The organism is Mesorhizobium sp. B2-3-11 (assembly GCF_006442215.1).
Lineage (GTDB): Bacteria > Pseudomonadota > Alphaproteobacteria > Rhizobiales > Rhizobiaceae > Mesorhizobium > Mesorhizobium salmacidum.
In genome coordinates this window covers 15,178-32,122 of record NZ_VFVS01000020.1, presented here as the reverse complement: position 1 = coordinate 32,122, position 16,945 = coordinate 15,178, and the positions used below count along the sequence as shown (strand labels likewise).

Sequence of the window (16,945 nt, the reverse complement as noted above, 5' to 3'; positions counted from 1 at the left end):
GGACAATAGCGCCGGGGACAGGCCAACGCAAACCCTGATATGCCAGGGCAAGCCTATGATATTCCTCAATGAAATAAATCGCGACGGCATTTCGCATGATCATTGACCGCCCTGCTCCCTTCCCCTATGTACTGGGCCTTGCATGAACTGAAGCTTGGGTGCGTGGAGGCCGCGAATTCGCCGCTTCGCGCCGTTTGCCGCGCGAAGGCCCGCCGGGCTATGGAAGCGTGCGGCCTGATAGGAGTGCCGCCATGGCCGAGATGACGCCCGCCTGGGCCACTGAAAAGCCGACCGCCCTTCTGGTGCTGGCCGACGGTACCGTCATCGAGGGTCGCGGCCTCGGCGCCACCGGCTCCGCCGTCGCCGAAGTCTGCTTCAACACCGCACTCACCGGCTACCAGGAAATCCTCACCGACCCGTCCTATGCCGGCCAGATCGTCACCTTCACCTTCCCGCATATCGGCAACATCGGCACCAATGGCGAGGACATCGAAGACCTCAACCCGGCCGCCCGCGCCGGCGCTGTCGGCGCCGTGTTCAAGGCCGATGTCACCAACCCGTCCAATTACCGCACCGCCGGCCACCTCGATCAGTGGCTGAAGAAGCGCGGCATCGTCGCGCTCTCGGGCATCGACACCCGCGCGCTCACCGCGCTGATCCGCGAAAAGGGCATGCCCAACGCCGTCATCGCGCATGCGCCGGATGGCGTCTTCGACCTCGACGATCTGAAGCGGCGCGCCGCCGCATGGTCGGGCCTGATCGGGCTCGATCTCGCCAAGGAGGTCACGTCGGGCCAGTCCTCGGTCTGGCGCGAGACGCCATGGGTGTGGAACGAGGGCTTTGACGAACAGGCCGAGCCTTCGCTGCATGTCGTCGCCATCGACTACGGCGTCAAGCGCAACATCTTGCGGCTGCTTGCCGGCCTCGGCGCCAAGGTCACCGTCGTTCCCGCCAAGACCGACGCGGAAGAAATTCTCGCCATGCAGCCCGACGGCATCTTTCTCTCCAACGGCCCCGGCGACCCGGAAGCCACGGGCGATTATGCCGTACCCGTGATCCAGGACCTGCTCAAGACCGACATTCCGGTGTTCGGCATCTGCCTTGGCCATCAGATGCTGGCGCTGGCGCTGGGCGGCAAGACCGCCAAGATGCACCAGGGCCATCATGGCGCCAACCATCCGGTGAAGGATCACACGACAGGCAAGGTCGAGATCGTCTCGATGAACCATGGCTTTGCCGTCGATGCCGACTCGCTGCCCGCGGGCGTCGAGGAAACCCATGTCTCGCTGTTCGACGGCTCGAACTGCGGCATCGCGCTGACCGGCCGTCCGGTGTTCTCGGTCCAGCATCACCCCGAGGCCTCGCCCGGCCCACAGGACTCGCATTATCTGTTCCGCCGCTTCGTCAACCTGATCCGCCAGAAGCGCGGCGAGGAATTGCTGGTGGAGCGGGCCTAAGAGACCTCGCGCCGCCCCTCATCGGAAGTGAGCTTGCCGCAACCTCGGCGCTCTTCTTCCCCGCATCGCAAATCCCTCGACCTCACGCCACCGGCCGGCCCTCACTTGCCTTCGGCTCATAGCTGGGCTCCATCTTCCACGACATTGTTCGTGACATTCATGACCGTCGCCGGCCTAGCCACCTTGGTGACGAAGACAATGACCGCCAGGACCAGGAAGCACGCACCGACCAGATAGGGCGCGCCGCCGAAGGTGACAGGCGCGCTTGGCCCGGTGAACCAGGAAAAGATCGCGGTATAGAGCAGCGGCGTGATGATCGAGGTGATCGAGAAGATCGAGGTCATCGCGCCTTGCAACTCGCCCTGTGCCGAAGGCGGCACCTTGGCGGCGGCGAGGCTTCTGAGCGGCGGATCGGCCAGAGCTTCCAGGCAGCCGACGACGATCACCGCGTAGACCATCCAGCCTTGCGAGGCGAAGGCATAGCCGAAGGCGCTGGCCGCCGTGAACGTCAGGCCGATGACCGCCGTTCTCCACTCGCCGAGCCTCGGGATGACGCGCGGCAGCACCGTGCCCATGACGATCGCGCCGCACAGGCCGAAAGCGCCGAGCGAGAAGCCGATCTGCTGCTCGCTCCAGCCATAGCGGTAATTGGAGACGAACGACCACACCGCCGGATACATCATATGGCCGAGCGTCATCAGGAAGAAGACCAGCCCGATCCAGCCGATACCCTGATACTGGCGCATCTGCAGGAGCGTGCCGACCGGATTGGCGCGTTTCCACTCGAAGCGGCGGCGATGCTTTTCATCGAGCGTTTCGGGCAGGAAGAACATCGCGATCAGGAAGTTCACGAAGGCCAGCCCGGCGGCGCAAAAGAACGGCACGCGCGGGCCGAATGTGCCGAGCAGGCCGCCCAGCACCGGCCCGATGACGAAACCGACGCCGAACGCAATGCCGAGCAGGCCGAAATTCTTCGCCCGGTTCTCGTCGTTCGAAATGTCGGCGATGAAGGCCGACGTCGTCGAATAGCTGGCGCCCGAAATGCCGGCGAGCACACGCCCGATGAACAGCATCGGATAGGACCAGGCGATCGCGCAGATCAAATTGTCGATGGAGAAGGTCAGCACCGAGGCGAGCAGGATCGGCCGCCGCCCGAACCGGTCGCTCAGGCCGCCCATGATGGGCGCGAAAAAGAACTGCATGGCCGCATAGACGAAGAACAGCCAGCCGCCCTCCATCGCCGCTTCGCTAATGCCGACGCCGGTCAATTCTCTGAGAAAAGCCGGCAGCACCGGCATGATCATGCCGAAGCCGATAATGTCGAGCAGCAGCGTGGTGAAAACGAGCGCAAGGCCCCGCCTGGCGGTCTTGGGGTCGATCATGATGGGTCAAGCTCCTCTGGCCGCCCTGGGGCGCGGGCGGACGCACCTTATAGGCGAGCCGGCGAAAAGGAACAATGCGGGAACAGGCAGGAAGCTTTGATCCTGACACTCCCTGACGGCGTCTTGCCGCCAGGTCCTTATCCGAAAACGACTGCTTAGAGCGAACCAGTCATCGTGTTGCAGTCCGACAGCTTGCCGCTCTTGTAGCCGCGCGTCAGCCAGGTCTGCCGCTGCTGCGAGGTGCCGTGGTTGAAGCTTTCCGGCACGACATAGCCCTGCATCTTCTTCTGCAGCGTATCGTCGCCGATCTGCTTGGCCGCGTTCAGCGCGCTTTCGAAGTCGCCCTGCTCCAATATGCCCTTTTGCCCGGTGTAATGCGCCCACACGCCGGCGAAGCAGTCGGCCTGCAGCTCGATGCGCACCGACAGCTGGTTGGCATCGGCTTCGCTCATGCCTTGGCGCATCTGGTTGAACTTACCCATGATACCGGTGAGGTTCTGCACGTGGTGACCGACCTCATGCGCGATGACGTAGGCACGGGCGAACTCGCCTGAAGCGCCGAACTGCTGGTCGAGCTGCTGGAAGAAGGTCATGTCGAGATAGACCTTGTGGTCGCCCGGACAATAGAACGGTCCGGCCGCGGCGGAAGCAAAACCGCAGGCCGAGCGGACCTGGCCGGAAAACAGCACCAGCTTGGGGTCCTCATAGGTCAGGCCTTGCGACTTGAAGATGCCGGTCCAGGTGTCTTCCGTCTCGGCGAGCACGGTCGCCACGAACTGCTTCATCTCGTCATTGGCGGGGGTGCCGCCGCTGTCCTGGCTGCCGCTATTGTCTGATATCTGGCCGCCACCACCCGGCAGCAGGCCGCCGTCGCCGCCGCCCAGGATTGCCGAGGGATCGAAGCCGAAATACCAGCCGGCCAGCACCACCAGGATGACGAGGAATATGCTGCCGCCGCCACCGGCGCGGCCACCGATCGGGATGCGGAACTGGCCGCCACCACCACCGATCCCGCCGCCGCCACCATCGCTGCGGTCGTCCTCGATATTGTCACTCTGACGACGGCCTCTCCAGAGCATGGCAATTCCTCGTGCTGCGAACTTCCGATTGACCTGCCGATCTCTCGGCCAGCCGATCCACCAAACAATTATCGCAACGGCTGCTCCAAGTCACAGCATTTTTCATGGGCATGGGAGCCTTGGCATCGCCGTCTCACCGCACTGGCCGGGAGCGCACAAGGCCTGTAGCATCGCTGGCATCGGGAGGGGTTCGAGGCTTGAGGACGATCGGGGTTTCCTGTCGCTGCTGGTGGCGCTGGCCAGCGTGCGCGACACGGTCAAGCGCGAGATCGCCGAAGAGCCGAAGACCAGCGAAGGAAATTAGGCCGGTCCGGCGGTTCTATCAAACGCTGAACAGTCCTAGCCGGCTTCCATGCTCCGCCAGAACTGAAGGACCGTAGCGGCGATCGCTTCTGGCGCATCTTCCTGGACGAGATGCTTGGCATCAGGGACTGTCTGAAACGTCGCGCCGGGAATGCGCCGCGCCAGCTCCCGGCCGTCCTTTACCGGGATCCAATCGTCATTGTCGCCCCAGAGGATGGTGACCGGACACCGGATTTCGCCATATCGCCACTCCACCTCCTCGGTGTATTTGTCATCCATCTGTGCGACTTGCCTCCAGAATGCCTTCTGGCCCTCGTCGCCAAGCCATGGACGCAGATAGGCCTGCATCTCGTCCTTGCGTAACGGATTGTACGTCGCGCCGTTGATATAGGCGCGCAAGATCGCTTCGTGGACATAGGCGGGCAGCTCGGCAAAAACCTTCTCGTTCTGTTTGGCTGCCTGGACCAGCGGCGAGCCTTGCGGGCTGATCGCCACCGGATCGATCAGCACCAGCGAGCGAAAATTTAACCCGTTGAGCAGATGACCGCGCAGAGCGGTCGATCCGCCGAAATCATGCGCGACCACGTCGGGCCGTTCCAGCTTCCAGTGGGCACAGAGCGCCGCGAACAATTCGTTCTGGATGCCGCGCGACACGTCGCCGTCCGGTTTGTCCGACCAGCCATAGCCAAGCATGTCGAAATAGTGGACGCGTCGCTGCTTGGCGAGCCATGGCGCGATGCGGCGCCACTCGACCGAGGAGAAGGGCGTGCCATGGAGAACGACGGCGGGCGGTCCTTCCCCCATCACGCCCCAGGCGATGGAATGTCCTTGAAAGACAAAGCGTTCGGGCGGGCGCCACTCGATCGTCATCTGCATCGATCCGGAATTACCGCCGCCTACTCTTTCTGCTTGGCACCGGCGCTCTTGCCGTCCGAGCTCTTCGAACGTTCCTCGAAACGATCGGCGCCTTTCTTCAGCGAATGTCCGGTTTCGGCCTCGGTCTTGCGCTGGTCCCTGGCGGCCGCCTGTTTCAATCCTGTGGCTGCCTGCTTGCCTTTTGCGGTCGGTGCCTGCTCGACGCCCATAGCTTCCTCCCTGCCGCGCAACAAGCGCGCGATGAGAGCCAACGCGCATAAGCGCCGACGGTTCCAGCAACTAAAGCATGTCGCCCGGAAGTGTCCTCGGTTCCGGAATAACGACATGCATAAAATCAGAAGCTTACGGCAGATCGGGCGAATCCTATTCGCCGCGAAATGCTGCAACGTGTTCGAAAACTCGGCAATGAAGCGCCTTTCAGCGGGCCGTCATCGCCTTGCGGAACGCTTCCAGCGTCTCGGCGCTGACATGGTGCTCGATGCCCTCGGCGTCGATGCGCGCCGTCTCGGCGCTGACGCCGAGGGAGCGCAGGAAGGCTTCCACCGTCTGGTGGCGAATGCGGCTTTCCTCCGCGACCTTGCGGCCGGCTTCGGTCAGGAACACGCCGCGATAGGGTTTTCGCGACACCAGCCCGTCGGCGCAGAGCCGCGTCAGCATCTTGGCCACCGTCGGCTGGGCGACGCCGAGACGAGCGGCGATGTCGACTTGGCGCGCCTCATTGCCGTCCTCGATCAGGTCGGCGATCAGCTCGACATAATCCTCGACCAGCGCGCTGCGGCGCGCTTCGCGCGTCTGCCGGAACCCTTCCGAATGGATATCGGCATCGAGCAACGGCTCACGCGGAGCCGGTCTGTTCTTCAGCGCCAATGCGCGCTCCTCCTCGGAAGTTTAGCCGTCGCTGCTTTTATAGCACGGGCTCTGATTCTTCAGGCCGTTTATTTGCATTCCACGAGAGGCGCAATCGGCGTCTCCGGTCGCCCGCCCTCGCAACAAGCACCGACAATGAAATATAGCCTATTGCATAATGTTGAGCCATGGCGTAGCTTATGGATATCCTCCGGAAGCCGCGGAAAGCCTTTTCATGTTAGAAGCAGACGTCACAGCCCCCCGGTCCACATGGCGGCTCGCCAGACGGGAGGAAGACGATCAGCCCAGCCTGCGCGAGGTCAATTCCACCATCGCGGTGCCGACGTCAGGCGTCTGGTTCCGCCGGCTGTTCGCCTTCATGGGCCCGGGCTACATGGTCTCGGTCGGCTATATGGACCCGGGCAACTGGGCGACCGACCTCGCCGGCGGCGCCCAGTTCGGCTACACGCTTTTGTTCATCATCATGCTGTCCAACCTGATGGCGATCCTGCTGCAGGCGCTGGCCGCGCGGCTTGGCATCGCCACCGGCCGCGACCTCGCCCAGGCCTGCCGCGCTTACTACCCGCGCCCGGTCAATTTCGTGCTGTGGATCGCCTGCGAGCTCGCCATCATCGCCTGCGACCTCGCCGAGGTGATCGGCACCGCGATCGCGCTGCAGCTTTTGTTCGGCATCCCGCTGATCGGCGGCGCCATGCTCACCGCGCTCGACGCCTTCCTGGTGCTGCTCCTGATGAACAAGGGTTTCCGCTATCTGGAAGCATTCGTCGTCGCGCTTCTGATCATCATCTTCAGCTGCTTTGCCATCCAGATCTTCGTTGCCGCCCCGCCGGCCGGCACGATCCTGCATTCGATGTTCGTGCCGTCCTCCGACATCATCACCAACCCGGCGATGCTCTACATCGCCATCGGCATCATCGGCGCCACGGTCATGCCGCATAATCTCTATCTGCATTCCTCGATCGTGCAGACCCGCGCCTATGAACGCACCGACGCGGGCAAGCGCGATGCCATCAAATGGGCGACGATGGACTCCACCATCGCCCTGATGCTGGCGCTGTTCGTCAACGCCGCCATCCTGATCGTCGCGGCGGTCGCCTTCCACGACACCGGCCACCATCATGTCGCCGAGATCGACCAGGCCTTCCAGCTCCTGTCGCCGCTGCTTGGCTTGGGCATCGCCTCGATCCTGTTTGCCGTGGCACTGCTGGCCTCGGGCCTCAACTCGACGGTGACGGCGACGCTGGCCGGCCAGATCATCATGGAAGGTTTTCTGCGCCTGCGCATCCCCAGCTGGGCACGGCGTCTTTTGACGCGTGGCCTGGCCATCGTTCCGGTGGTGGTCGTCACCGCGCTCTATGGCGAGAAGGGCACCGGCCAGCTGCTGGTGTTCAGTCAGGTGATCCTGTCCATGCAGCTGCCCTTCGCGGTCATCCCGCTGGTGCAGTTCGTCTCCGACAAGAAGAAGATGGGCAACCTCGCCATCCCGCGCGGCGTGGCGGCATTGGCCTGGGTGGTCGCGGCCATCATCCTGGTGCTCAATTTCAAGCTGCTCTACGAGACCATGTCCGGGGTTGGCTAAGAACCTGACTCGAAATTAAGATCCATCATCGGCTTGCGACCGCGCCGCTTGTATAGCGCTCACGCACCATATTATATCGTTCTCGATCGGCTTCGTTCTAAGGCATGTAGTCCTACCGCTATTTGGTCAGCTGCCATGATTGAGCTTTCAGCATGGGTTTAGACCGCAAACCGCAGGTACGCCGGACAACGCCGCCGTCGGAAAGTATCATTGCGAGCTGGTACGAGAACGCCAGTTCACTCGATAGCTACAGCATTGACTTGAGTGCATCGGAACAGTCGAGCATGCGCGAGTTGGCGACGCGGATACTCGTCAATCCACCCGTGTGGCAAAAGGCGTTGATCGCGCTGCGCGACGCCATGGTTATGCCCTTCGGCATCAAAACCTCCGACACGGTCAGGACGTTCCAGGACAGCCGTGAACGGGTGGACTTCTTCCCGGTGCACTGGGAGGGCAAGGACGAAATCGTGCTCGGTACGGATGACCGACACCTGGACTTCCGTCTATCTCTGCTCCGACGCCATTCTCCAACGGGCACGTTGATCATCGCGACAACCGTTGTGCATACCCACAATGCCCTGGGCTTCACCTATCTCAACGCGATCAGGCCTTTTCATCACCTGGTGGTCAGGGCCAACCTGGCACGCTGTGCACAAACGCAAATGCAGTAGAGCTGCAGGAACCTCGAATTTCAAACGATGAAACACGGCGGGGAGCTCTCCCGCCCCGTGCTTCTTCTCACACAGTCCGGCCGCAGATGGTCCCGCGACAAATCGGCGATCCGCGCTATCTTCTCCCTCGTCATGACCGGGATCGAAGATTTCAGGAAATTCTACGCGCGGCTAATGGCCGCAAATGCCGGATCGCCCGATCCGCGCCTGCAGACGGTCTTCGCCGAAGTGCCGCGCGAAGCCTTTCTCGGCCCCGGACCTTGGACGATCATCGCCGGCAACGGCAAGATCACGACGCCGAGCGCCGATCCGGCCCACATCTACCAGAACGTGCTGGTGGCGCTCGACGACGATAAGGGCATCAACAATGGCGAGCCGTTCCTGCACGCCATGTGGATCGGAAAGCTTGCGCCGAGACCCGGCGAGGCCGTTTGTCATATCGGCGCCGGCACCGGCTACTACACTGCGGTGCTGGCCAGGCTGGTTTCGCCGGGCGGCACCGTCACCGCTTTCGAGCTCGACAAGAAGCTGGCAGAGCTGGCCCGGCAAAATCTCGAAGCCTACGGCAATGCGACTGTTGTCCATGGCGATGCCGTGACCTCGCCCCTGCCACCATCCGACATCATCTATGTCAACGCCGGTGTCGTGGCCCCTCCCGCCGGATGGCTGAAGGCGTTGCGCCCCGGCGGCCGCATGATCTTCCCGTGGCGTCCGGCCGAGCGCGTTCCGTTCGCGGTGATGGTGACCCGCGGCGAAAAAGGCTTCGCCTGCCACCCGTTCATGCGCTCGTGGTTCATCCCTTGTGTCGGCGCGTCGACCGCCGACTCCGCCGCGAAGATCCCGACACGCGAAGAGGCCGCGCGCAGCCGCTCGATCTGGCTGATCGAGGATAGGCAGCCAGACAGCACCGCCACGGCAATCTTCGAGCATGTCTGGTTCTCGTCGGAAGCCCCGAGCGCGCGTGATTAAGCATCGGTGGCGAACCAGATTCGCGGCCGCTGTCGGGATGGGCGCGGCTGGTCCGTCCTTGGACTGAAGTCCGGCCGCGACGGCGTGGACGAAAGCAAGGGAGAGCACAATGAGAAAGATCACCGCCGCAACCTTCGTCAGCCTCGATGGCGTCATGCAGGCACCCGGTGGACCGGAAGAAGATCCGGTCGGCGGCTTCAAATTCGGCGGCTGGACTTTCCACTACTTTGACGAGGAGGCGGGCGCGGCAATGGATGACCTATTTTCCAAACCCTTCGCCCTGCTGCTCGGCCGCAGAACCTACGACATCTTCGCCGCGTATTGGCCGTACCAGAAAGATCCGATCGCGGATGCCTTCAACCCCGCGACCAAATATGTGGCGACGCATCGGCCGGACACTCTGACCTGGCAGAACACGCAGTCGCTTGGGCCCGATATCATCGCGACTTTGCACCGGCTCAAGCAGGAAGATGGACCTGACCTGCTCATCCAGGGATCTGGCAATCTCATTCAGACTTTGCTCGCCAACGGGCTGATCGACGAGATCCGGCTGATGACGTTCCCGCTGTTGCTAGGCAAGGGCAAGCGGCTGTTCGGCGATGCCGCGATGCCGGCCGCCTTCAAGCTTGTCAAATCGCAGGCTTCCACCACCGGCGTCATCATGGCGACGTACGAGCGCGCGGGCGAAATCGAGGTCGGCTCCTTTGTCACGGGCAAACCCTCCGACGCCGAACTCGAACGGCGCAAGAACTGGAAGTAAATTCGACCTCTGGCATCAAGCTGGAACACCCTCATCCGACCTCACTTCGCGAGGCCACCTTCTCCCACAAGGGAGAAGGTGGAGCCTGGCGCATTCGGCTCTGCCACTCTCCAACATTGGCAATTAGCCATGACATCGATGACTCTTCCTTCTCCCCTTGTGACCAGCTAGACGCGACTGCTCAAGCCGCCTGCAATCGCCGCCCCAGCCCCTCACGGATATGCCGTGCGAACTCCTGCGCCGCCGGCCCGACGCCATGCCTCGGCAGATGCAGGTTGATGGCAAAATTCGGCAGCGGCGGCAGGCCGGCGTCGAACGGCAATATGTCGAGATCCGGAGGCACGGTGGAAGCCAGCCATGTGGTGACGGCGAGGTCCGAGCGCACCGTCGCCGTGGTCGCGTCGATGTTGCCGTTCTCGAACACGCTGCGCCATTCCAGCCCATGCTCGTTGAGTGCCGACAGCACCACCGGCCGGAAGGCGCAGGTGTCGGCGACGATCGAGACCGGCAGCGGCCGCTTGGCGCGGGCCGCCCCGCCCCTTGCCCCGACCCAGACCAGCCGGTCGATGGCCAGGCATTCGCCTGACGTCGGACCGACCCGCTCCTCGATCACCGCGAGGTCGATGGTTCCCGCAGCAAGTGCTGCCGCCAGTTCCGGCGAGGAGGCGCAGACCAGCGATATCTCGACCTGCGGATAGGCCTCGGCATAGGTCTTCAGCACCGGCGCCAGCAAGGTGCCGACAAGATCGTAGGGCACGCCGAGCCGTACCTGGCCGGCCACCGCGCTCCCCATCATGTCGGTCCAGATCTCGTCATTGAGGCTCAGCAGGCGCCTTGCCTTATCGAACAGCCGCTCACCGGAATGGGTCAGGCGCAGACCGCGCCGGTCGCGTTCGAAAAGGCTGCAGCCGAGCGTTTCTTCCAGCCGCTTGACTTGCTGGCTGACGGCGCCCTGCGTCAGGTGCAGCGCGTTGGCCGCCGCCGTCATGCTGGCCTTGTCGGCGACGGTGACGAAGGTGCGCACGAGGCTGGTATCGAGATTGCGGATCATTCCAGCATTATAGAGGCTAATGCTGATCATCGCAAACATTGCATTTACTGATGCGAGCCGGCGTCTACCATGGGGCTTCGACAAAGGACGTTCCCATGCTCCAGCCTATCTTGCCGCTGATCCTGTTTGCCTTCGTGGCCACTGCCACACCAGGCATCGCGACCACCCTGTCGACCGCTTCAGGCGCGCAGTTCGGCTTTCGCCGCTCGGTCCCGTTGATGATCGGCAGTGCTGCCGGCCTCGCGACCGTGACGGGTGCGGCGGCCGCCGGGCTTGCCGGCCTGCTGCTTGCCATGCCGTCGCTGCAGCTTGCCATGAAGATCGCCGGCTCGCTCTACCTCGTCTGGCTGGCAATCAAGATCGGCCGCGCCGGGCCGCCCAATCTCGATGTGGCCATGGCCAGGCCCAACAGTTTCCTGGGCGGCGCCGGCATCCAGTGGATGAACCCGAAGGGCTGGGCGATGGGGCTGGGCGCGGCTGCCTCCTTCGCCGCGCTTGCCGACGGGCCGGGCCAACTGGCGCTGCTGCTCGGCTCGACCTTCGGCCTCACCGCCGCCATCTCGCTGTCCGTCTGGTGCGTGGCCGGCATGGTGCTGGCACGGCTGCTCAAGACCGAGTGGCAATGGCGCGCGCTCAACATCGTGCTGGCGCTGGTGCTCGCCGCCTCGATCATCCCGATGTGGCGGTCGGCGTAAGGCGCATACCCATTTCCTCTCCCCCGCGTTGCGAGGGCGAGGAACCTAAGTCTTGCAAAGTCGGCGCCAGCCTTCCCGTCCAGCCTCAAGCGGCGTAGCGAGCCGCCGGCTTGTCGGCGTGCAGGCTGCCGTAGAAGGCCTGCCGGGCGCCGAGGAACGTGTCCAGCTTTCCCGTATCGGCAAGCGCCGGCACGGTGACGGCTTCGCCCCGCGCCAGGCCGACAAGGGCGGCATCGACCATATCGTCGGCGGTCATGATGATCTCCTTCGGAAGGGTATCGATATCACCGCCGGAAAGCTCCCAGAAATCGGTCCGTGTCGCGCCCGGCAGCACCACCTGCACCGTCACTCCGGTGCCCGCGACCTCGCGATGCAGGGCTTCGGTGAAGTTGACGACATAGGCCTTGGTGCCGCTGTAGATACCGCCGAACGAGGTGTCGAAGGCCAGCACCGAGGCGATATTGACGATGGCGCCACGGTTGCGCGCCAAAAGCCCGGGCAGCACGGCGCGCGTCAGCCGGGTCAGCGCCACGACGTTGACCTTGATCATGCGCTCGGCGGCGTCGGCATCGGCGGTTGCCACCACAGCCTGGCCCCCAAGGCCGGCATTGTTGACCAGCAGCGTCACGGTTTCGTCGGCCGATATCGCCTGCTCGACACGGCGCACATCGTCGTCGTCGGACAGGTCCGCTGCGATCACGCTGACTTTGCGGCTGTAGGCATGGCGCAGCTTCTCAGCGAGCTCCTGCAGCCGGTCGGCACGGCGCGCCACCAGCACCAGATTGTAGCCCTGCCCCGCCAGCCGGTCCGCATAGACTGCGCCGATACCCGATGAAGCGCCGGTGACGACCGCCGTGCCCTTGTTTGTCTGTCCACTCATAATCCTGTTCCTTCTATCTCAAATTGCTGCTTCGACCTAGCCGAGGCATCGCAGGCATTGGCCTCTCGGTTTGCTGGCAAGCCGATTGATTGATTTAGTGGTATATGCCACCTTTCTCGAAATAGGCATATGCCACTATCTTGTCAATGAGCACATCCGGGAATATTTATCAGGCAGCAGCCGGACAGAATGTCGTCGCTGCCAAGGAACCATCATGTCGAAAGAGGCCCCGTCCGGACTGACGCTCTGCAACAACGCCATGCTGCGTCGCGCAACGCGCAAGATTGGCCAGTACTATGACGATGTGCTAGCGCCCTCGGGTCTCAAGGCCACGCAGCAGGGCTTGCTCTACCAGATCCACATCGGCAACGAGCCGGCCATGGGCGCCATAGCGGCTTCCCTGATCATGGATCTGTCGGCGCTCGGCCACACGCTGAAGCCCCTGATCCGCGACGGCTATGTCGAGACCTTCGCCGACCCGGCCGACCGCCGCATCAAGCGGGTGCGGCTGACGCCGCAAGGCCTCGTCAAGCTCGATCAGGTGATGAAACTGTGGCATGTCGCCCAGCAACGCTTCGAAGCGGTGGTGGGCAAGAATCAGGCGGCAAACCTCCGCGCGGTGCTGGACGACATCAGCGCGCTGGATTTCGATATGCCGCCGGCCGCCTGACTGAAGAGCGGCCGGCATCATTTCAATTCCAGGTCTTATTCAGCCGGCATCGCCACCGGTCTGGCAAACATCCGCCCGGCCAGAACGATGCCGAGCCCGATGACCGGGAAGGCCGCCGCGATCAGGCCGAGATCGGCCGGCGCGCCGTAGCGCAGCACTGCGCCGCCGACCACCGCGCCGAGCGCCACGCCGAGATAGAGCGCCGAGGCGTTAAGCGACAGCACGATCGGGGCCGCGTCGGGTGCGAGCTTGATGATGCGGCTCGCCTGCGCCGGCGGGAAGGCCCAGCCGACGATGCCCCACGGCACCATCATGCCCATCAGCGCCGGTCCGGCGAGGTGATGCGGCAGGAAGGTCGGGATCAGCGAGAAGGTGACGAGCATGGCCGCGCTCAGCGCCAGTGACCAACCGACAGTGCGCGTCGCGCCGAAACGATCGGCTGCCTGGCCCCCGGCAATATTGCCGATGACGGCGCCGACACCAAAGGCGAGCAGCATGCCCGGCAGCGCGATCGGCGACAGCCCGGCGCCTTCAATGGCCAGCGGCGCGATGAAGCTGAACACGGTGAAGGCACCAACGAGGGCAAGCACCGTCGTCACCAGGATCGGCATCACGCCGGGACGCATGGCCGCCGCCAGCCGGCGCTTCAGCGGCAGCCTGGTGCCGATGATGCCGCGCGGCAGCCGGTACCACAGGATGGCGCCGGCGAGCGCGCCAAGGCCGGCAATGGCATAGAAAGTGCCGCGCCAGCCGGCGATGGCCGCGACCAGCGCGCCAAGCGGCGCACCGACAGCGACCGCAACCGTGGTGCCGCCGACGACGACGGCAATGGCGCGGGCCCGGTGATGATCATCGACCAGCGCCACCGCCGTGCCTTGCGCGGTCGCCGCGAACAGACCCGACGACAGCGCCATGATGATGCGTGCGACGAGCAGCACTTCGAAGGATGAGCTCAGGGCGGCAACGACGTTGCCGATGACGAAGAACACCAGCGTCCACAGGATGACGCGGCGCCGGTCCCATTCACCAGTCAGCGTTGCCAGGATCGGCGTGCCGATCGCATAGGCGAGCGCGAAGGCGGTGATCAGCGTACCGGCGAGCGGCACCGAGATGCCGGCATCCCTGGCGATATCGGGCAGGAGGCTGGAGATGACGAAGCCTTCGGTCGAGATCGCAAACGATCCAAGCGCAAGCCAGAAGATTCTCTTGTCCATGGGAAAGCGTCCTTAGTTCAAAAGTTATTGAACAATTGGACATAAAAGGGCATCATGTCAATGAGCCATGGCAAAATAGCAGAACCATGCTGACAGCACTGTGTCAGGACGGTCATGAAGTGGAGAAACCGTGTGTATGGGCTGAGCAGGATCGACGCGTTGAAATCGGCCCGAACTGCGCTTAGGTTCCAGCCATGAGCTTGCCACACCCCAATGCGGACCAGATCAGCCTGCCCATCGTGCTCGGCGTGCTCGGCGACCCGACGCGGCTCGCCATCGTGCGCTATCTCGCCAGCAAGGAAGGCGTGCCGCTGAACTGCAGCCGCTTTCTCGACCTCGCCTCCAAGACCAACCTCAGCTACCACCTCGCCAAACTGCGCGAGGCTGGAGTCACCCGCACCGAAGTGGTCGGCACAAACCGCATGATCACGCTCCGCCGCGCCGACCTCGACGCCCGTTTCCCCGGCCTGCTCGACAGCGTCATCGCGGCGGCCGCCGACGACGCCGCCCTGCCGGCGGTCGGCGGTCATGATTTGGAAGTGCCGGCCTGAAGCTTTTCCTTGCCTCGCGAAGCGGGTGAGGGAACCAAGTCCTGCCGCCCACCCACGGAAGCTCCTCATGCGCATCGCCGTTCTCGCCGACATCCACGGCAACGTTCTCGCCCTCGAGGCCGTGCTCGACGATCTCAGGCATCGCGGCGGCGCTGACCTCACCGTCAATCTCGGCGACAGCGTTTCGGGTCCGCTCTGGCCGCGCGAAACGATGGAACGGCTGGAAGCGCTCAAGCTGCCGACGGTGCGTGGCAACCATGACCGCCGCGTCGCCGCCGATCCGGCCGACGAGACCATGTGGGCGTCCGACGTCTATGCGCAGCAGCGATTGACGCCAGCGCAGCGCGATGCACTGTTCGCCCAGCCGTTGATCCTTGAGATCGCACCTGGCGTCATCGCCTTCCATGCCCGCCCCGATCACGACGAGAAATACCTGCTCGACGCGATCGTCGATGGCCAGTTGGTGCGCGCGCCGCTGGCCACGATCCGGCGCCGGCTGAAGGGGCTCGGCCCGGCCTGCCGCATCGCGCTCTGCGGCCACAGCCACCGGGCCGAGTTGATCCGCATTCCCGATGGTCCCGTCATCTTCAACCCGGGCAGCATCGGCTGCCCCGCCTATGACGACGACACGCCGCCGGCGCATGTCTCCGAACAGGGCTCGCCGCATGCGCGCTATGGCATCGTCACCTTGGGCGGCGCCGGTCAACCGGACCGCTTCGAGATGATCGCGGTGGACTACGACCACGAAGCGGCGGCACGGCAGGCCGAACAGGCGGGACGCCCGGAATGGGCGCACGGCCTGCGCACCGGCTTCATGCCGGAAGCGGCGCGGCCGTAATCCTTGAACCGCACCACGCGGCGCCATGGTTTGCCATCATGATTGGGCTGAATTTTCCGGCTTACATGGCGGCGCGCCGTCCCTTATAAAACCGGCCGGACATGCGGCGAGACCGCCGCGGCATGGTGATTTGAGTACGGCGCACGGCCAAATGATGAGGCGCACAGTTACGCTCCGAAAAAGTTTGCATGCGCTGATTGCCGCTCCGCTGCTGATGGCGGCGTGGCCGTCTGTTGTCCCGGCGCATGCCGAAGAGGCGCCGTTCATCTCCGTCGTCATCGGGCTCGCCCCCGACGACCTGCTCAATATCCGCGCCAAACCGTCGGCGATCGGCAAGACCGAGGCCCGCCTGGCTGCCGGTGCGAGTGTGAGAAACCTCGGCTGCAACGACATTGACGGCCATCCCTGGTGCAAGATCGAGTCCGACAACCCCAAAGCCACCGGCTGGGCCCCCGCCCGCTATCTCGTGCCCCTCAATCCGGCGACGGTGCCCGACCAGGCGGCGGACGCCATGGCCGCCGAAGCCGACGCGACGCCCGACCTGACCGCACGTCTGGGTGGCGCGAGCCAGCCGGCCAGTCCCGAACCCATGCCAAAATCCGCGGCGGAGATCGCCATGCAGGATGCCTATGGCCTGGCGCTGGCGGCGAATGGAACCCTGCAAATTCCCTGCGCCCGCTACGTTGGACAGCCCATGGCGCCCTGCGCGGCGAGCGTGACGCGCAAGGGCACTGATAAGGCCGACGTGACCGTGACCTGGCCCGATGGCGGCAGCCGCGTCATCTCCTTCGATGCCGGCCTGCCGGCAAGCTCCGACGCCGGCAGCAACTTCCGCTTCACCAGGGAAGGCAACCTCAACATGATCCGCATCGGCGTGGCGGAGCGGTTTGAGATCGCGGATACGGTGGTGCTGGGGGATTAGGACGCTGGCGCGAGGGAATGAGGCGCTTGTTTGCTTGGCGCTGTGAACCCTTCATTTTCGGGGTTACATCGGGCAAAACTCTTCCCTATAAGGCCCTCCTAGCCTGATACCAGAATCGCGAGCACAACCGGCCGGGTCTTCCCGTCCCGGCTTTTTTGTGCAAGCCCGCTGCCGAACGGAA

Annotated in this window: 18 protein-coding genes; 10 read left to right on the top strand and 8 right to left on the bottom strand. The window is 64.0% G+C overall.

The features are described from left to right. The first annotated feature begins 251 nt into the window (after nt 1-251). Entirely contained in the window at nt 252-1,457 is a 1,206-nt protein-coding gene (gene carA / locus FJ960_RS23980; RefSeq protein WP_140717229.1) for a glutamine-hydrolyzing carbamoyl-phosphate synthase small subunit, read from the top strand. A 116-nt stretch (nt 1,458-1,573) separates the two neighbouring features. Here carA and FJ960_RS23975 read toward each other — a convergent pair whose 3' ends face one another. The 5 genes from FJ960_RS23975 to mntR all read right to left on the bottom strand — a co-directional run bounded on the left by FJ960_RS23975 (nt 1,574) and on the right by mntR (nt 5,964). Beyond that, nucleotides 1,574-2,839, bottom strand: a complete 1,266-nt coding sequence (locus FJ960_RS23975) for a TCR/Tet family MFS transporter (protein WP_140717227.1) — start codon at nt 2,837-2,839, stop codon at nt 1,574-1,576. A 155-nt stretch (nt 2,840-2,994) separates the two neighbouring features. Next, nucleotides 2,995-3,918, bottom strand: coding sequence for a neutral zinc metallopeptidase (locus tag FJ960_RS23970; protein WP_140717225.1), 924 nt, complete (start codon nt 3,916-3,918; stop codon nt 2,995-2,997). 339 nt (nt 3,919-4,257) lie between these two features. Next, nucleotides 4,258-5,091, bottom strand: coding sequence for an alpha/beta hydrolase (locus FJ960_RS23965; protein WP_140717223.1), 834 nt, complete (start codon nt 5,089-5,091; stop codon nt 4,258-4,260). Between the two features lie 26 nt (nt 5,092-5,117). Beyond that, nucleotides 5,118-5,306, bottom strand: coding sequence for a hypothetical protein (locus FJ960_RS23960; RefSeq protein ID WP_140717221.1), 189 nt, complete (start codon nt 5,304-5,306; stop codon nt 5,118-5,120). A 208-nt stretch (nt 5,307-5,514) separates the two neighbouring features. Beyond that, entirely contained in the window at nt 5,515-5,964 is a 450-nt protein-coding gene (gene mntR, locus FJ960_RS23955) for a manganese-binding transcriptional regulator MntR (RefSeq protein WP_140717219.1), read from the bottom strand. A gap of 214 nt (nt 5,965-6,178) precedes the next feature. Between mntR and FJ960_RS23950 the strand changes: the two genes are divergently transcribed. The 4 genes from FJ960_RS23950 (at nt 6,179) to FJ960_RS23935 (ending at nt 9,943) form a co-directional block, all read left to right on the top strand. Next, nucleotides 6,179-7,543 carry an Nramp family divalent metal transporter gene (locus FJ960_RS23950; protein ID WP_140717217.1) on the top strand — a complete coding sequence of 455 codons (1,365 nt, stop codon included), beginning with the start codon at nt 6,179-6,181 and terminating at the stop codon, nt 7,541-7,543. Between the two features lie 152 nt (nt 7,544-7,695). Further along, nucleotides 7,696-8,214 (top strand): DUF2867 domain-containing protein, encoded by a 519-nt coding sequence (locus FJ960_RS23945; RefSeq protein WP_140717215.1) that lies wholly within the window; start codon nt 7,696-7,698, stop codon nt 8,212-8,214. Between the two features lie 132 nt (nt 8,215-8,346). Continuing rightward, a complete protein-coding gene (locus tag FJ960_RS23940) occupies nt 8,347-9,183 on the top strand; it encodes a protein-L-isoaspartate O-methyltransferase (RefSeq protein ID WP_181166672.1) in 837 nt (278 codons plus the stop codon). 109 nt (nt 9,184-9,292) lie between these two features. Further along, nucleotides 9,293-9,943, top strand: coding sequence for a dihydrofolate reductase family protein (locus FJ960_RS23935; RefSeq protein ID WP_140717213.1), 651 nt, complete (start codon nt 9,293-9,295; stop codon nt 9,941-9,943). A 181-nt stretch (nt 9,944-10,124) separates the two neighbouring features. On the opposite strand, the gene FJ960_RS23930 is transcribed toward FJ960_RS23935, so the two are convergent. Next, nucleotides 10,125-11,033, bottom strand: a complete 909-nt coding sequence (locus FJ960_RS23930; protein ID WP_181174303.1) for a LysR substrate-binding domain-containing protein — start codon at nt 11,031-11,033, stop codon at nt 10,125-10,127. Between the two features lie 56 nt (nt 11,034-11,089). Between FJ960_RS23930 and FJ960_RS23925 the strand changes: the two genes are divergently transcribed. Further along, entirely contained in the window at nt 11,090-11,689 is a 600-nt protein-coding gene (locus tag FJ960_RS23925; protein WP_140505101.1) for a LysE family translocator, read from the top strand. An 85-nt stretch (nt 11,690-11,774) separates the two neighbouring features. On the opposite strand, the gene FJ960_RS23920 is transcribed toward FJ960_RS23925, so the two are convergent. Next, a complete protein-coding gene (locus FJ960_RS23920; protein ID WP_140717211.1) occupies nt 11,775-12,569 on the bottom strand; it encodes an SDR family oxidoreductase in 795 nt (264 codons plus the stop codon). A gap of 214 nt (nt 12,570-12,783) precedes the next feature. Here FJ960_RS23920 and FJ960_RS23915 point away from each other — a divergent pair, with 214 nt between their 5' ends. After that, nucleotides 12,784-13,239, top strand: coding sequence for a MarR family winged helix-turn-helix transcriptional regulator (locus FJ960_RS23915; RefSeq protein ID WP_140717209.1), 456 nt, complete (start codon nt 12,784-12,786; stop codon nt 13,237-13,239). A gap of 35 nt (nt 13,240-13,274) precedes the next feature. On the opposite strand, the gene FJ960_RS23910 is transcribed toward FJ960_RS23915, so the two are convergent. Continuing rightward, nucleotides 13,275-14,453 carry an MFS transporter gene (locus FJ960_RS23910; RefSeq protein WP_140717207.1) on the bottom strand — a complete coding sequence of 393 codons (1,179 nt, stop codon included), beginning with the start codon at nt 14,451-14,453 and terminating at the stop codon, nt 13,275-13,277. Nucleotides 14,454-14,647: 194 nt separating this feature from the next. On the opposite strand from FJ960_RS23910, the gene FJ960_RS23905 reads away from it, so the two are divergent. The 3 genes from FJ960_RS23905 to FJ960_RS23895 all read left to right on the top strand — a co-directional run bounded on the left by FJ960_RS23905 (nt 14,648) and on the right by FJ960_RS23895 (nt 16,764). Further along, a complete protein-coding gene (locus FJ960_RS23905; protein ID WP_140717205.1) occupies nt 14,648-15,004 on the top strand; it encodes a helix-turn-helix transcriptional regulator in 357 nt (118 codons plus the stop codon). Nucleotides 15,005-15,071: 67 nt separating this feature from the next. Then, complete coding sequence (locus FJ960_RS23900; protein WP_140717203.1) at nt 15,072-15,842, top strand: metallophosphoesterase family protein; 771 nt, start codon at nt 15,072-15,074, stop codon at nt 15,840-15,842. A gap of 151 nt (nt 15,843-15,993) precedes the next feature. After that, nucleotides 15,994-16,764 carry an SH3 domain-containing protein gene (locus FJ960_RS23895; RefSeq protein WP_140717362.1) on the top strand — a complete coding sequence of 257 codons (771 nt, stop codon included), beginning with the start codon at nt 15,994-15,996 and terminating at the stop codon, nt 16,762-16,764. The last annotated feature ends 181 nt before the right edge of the window (nt 16,765-16,945 follow it).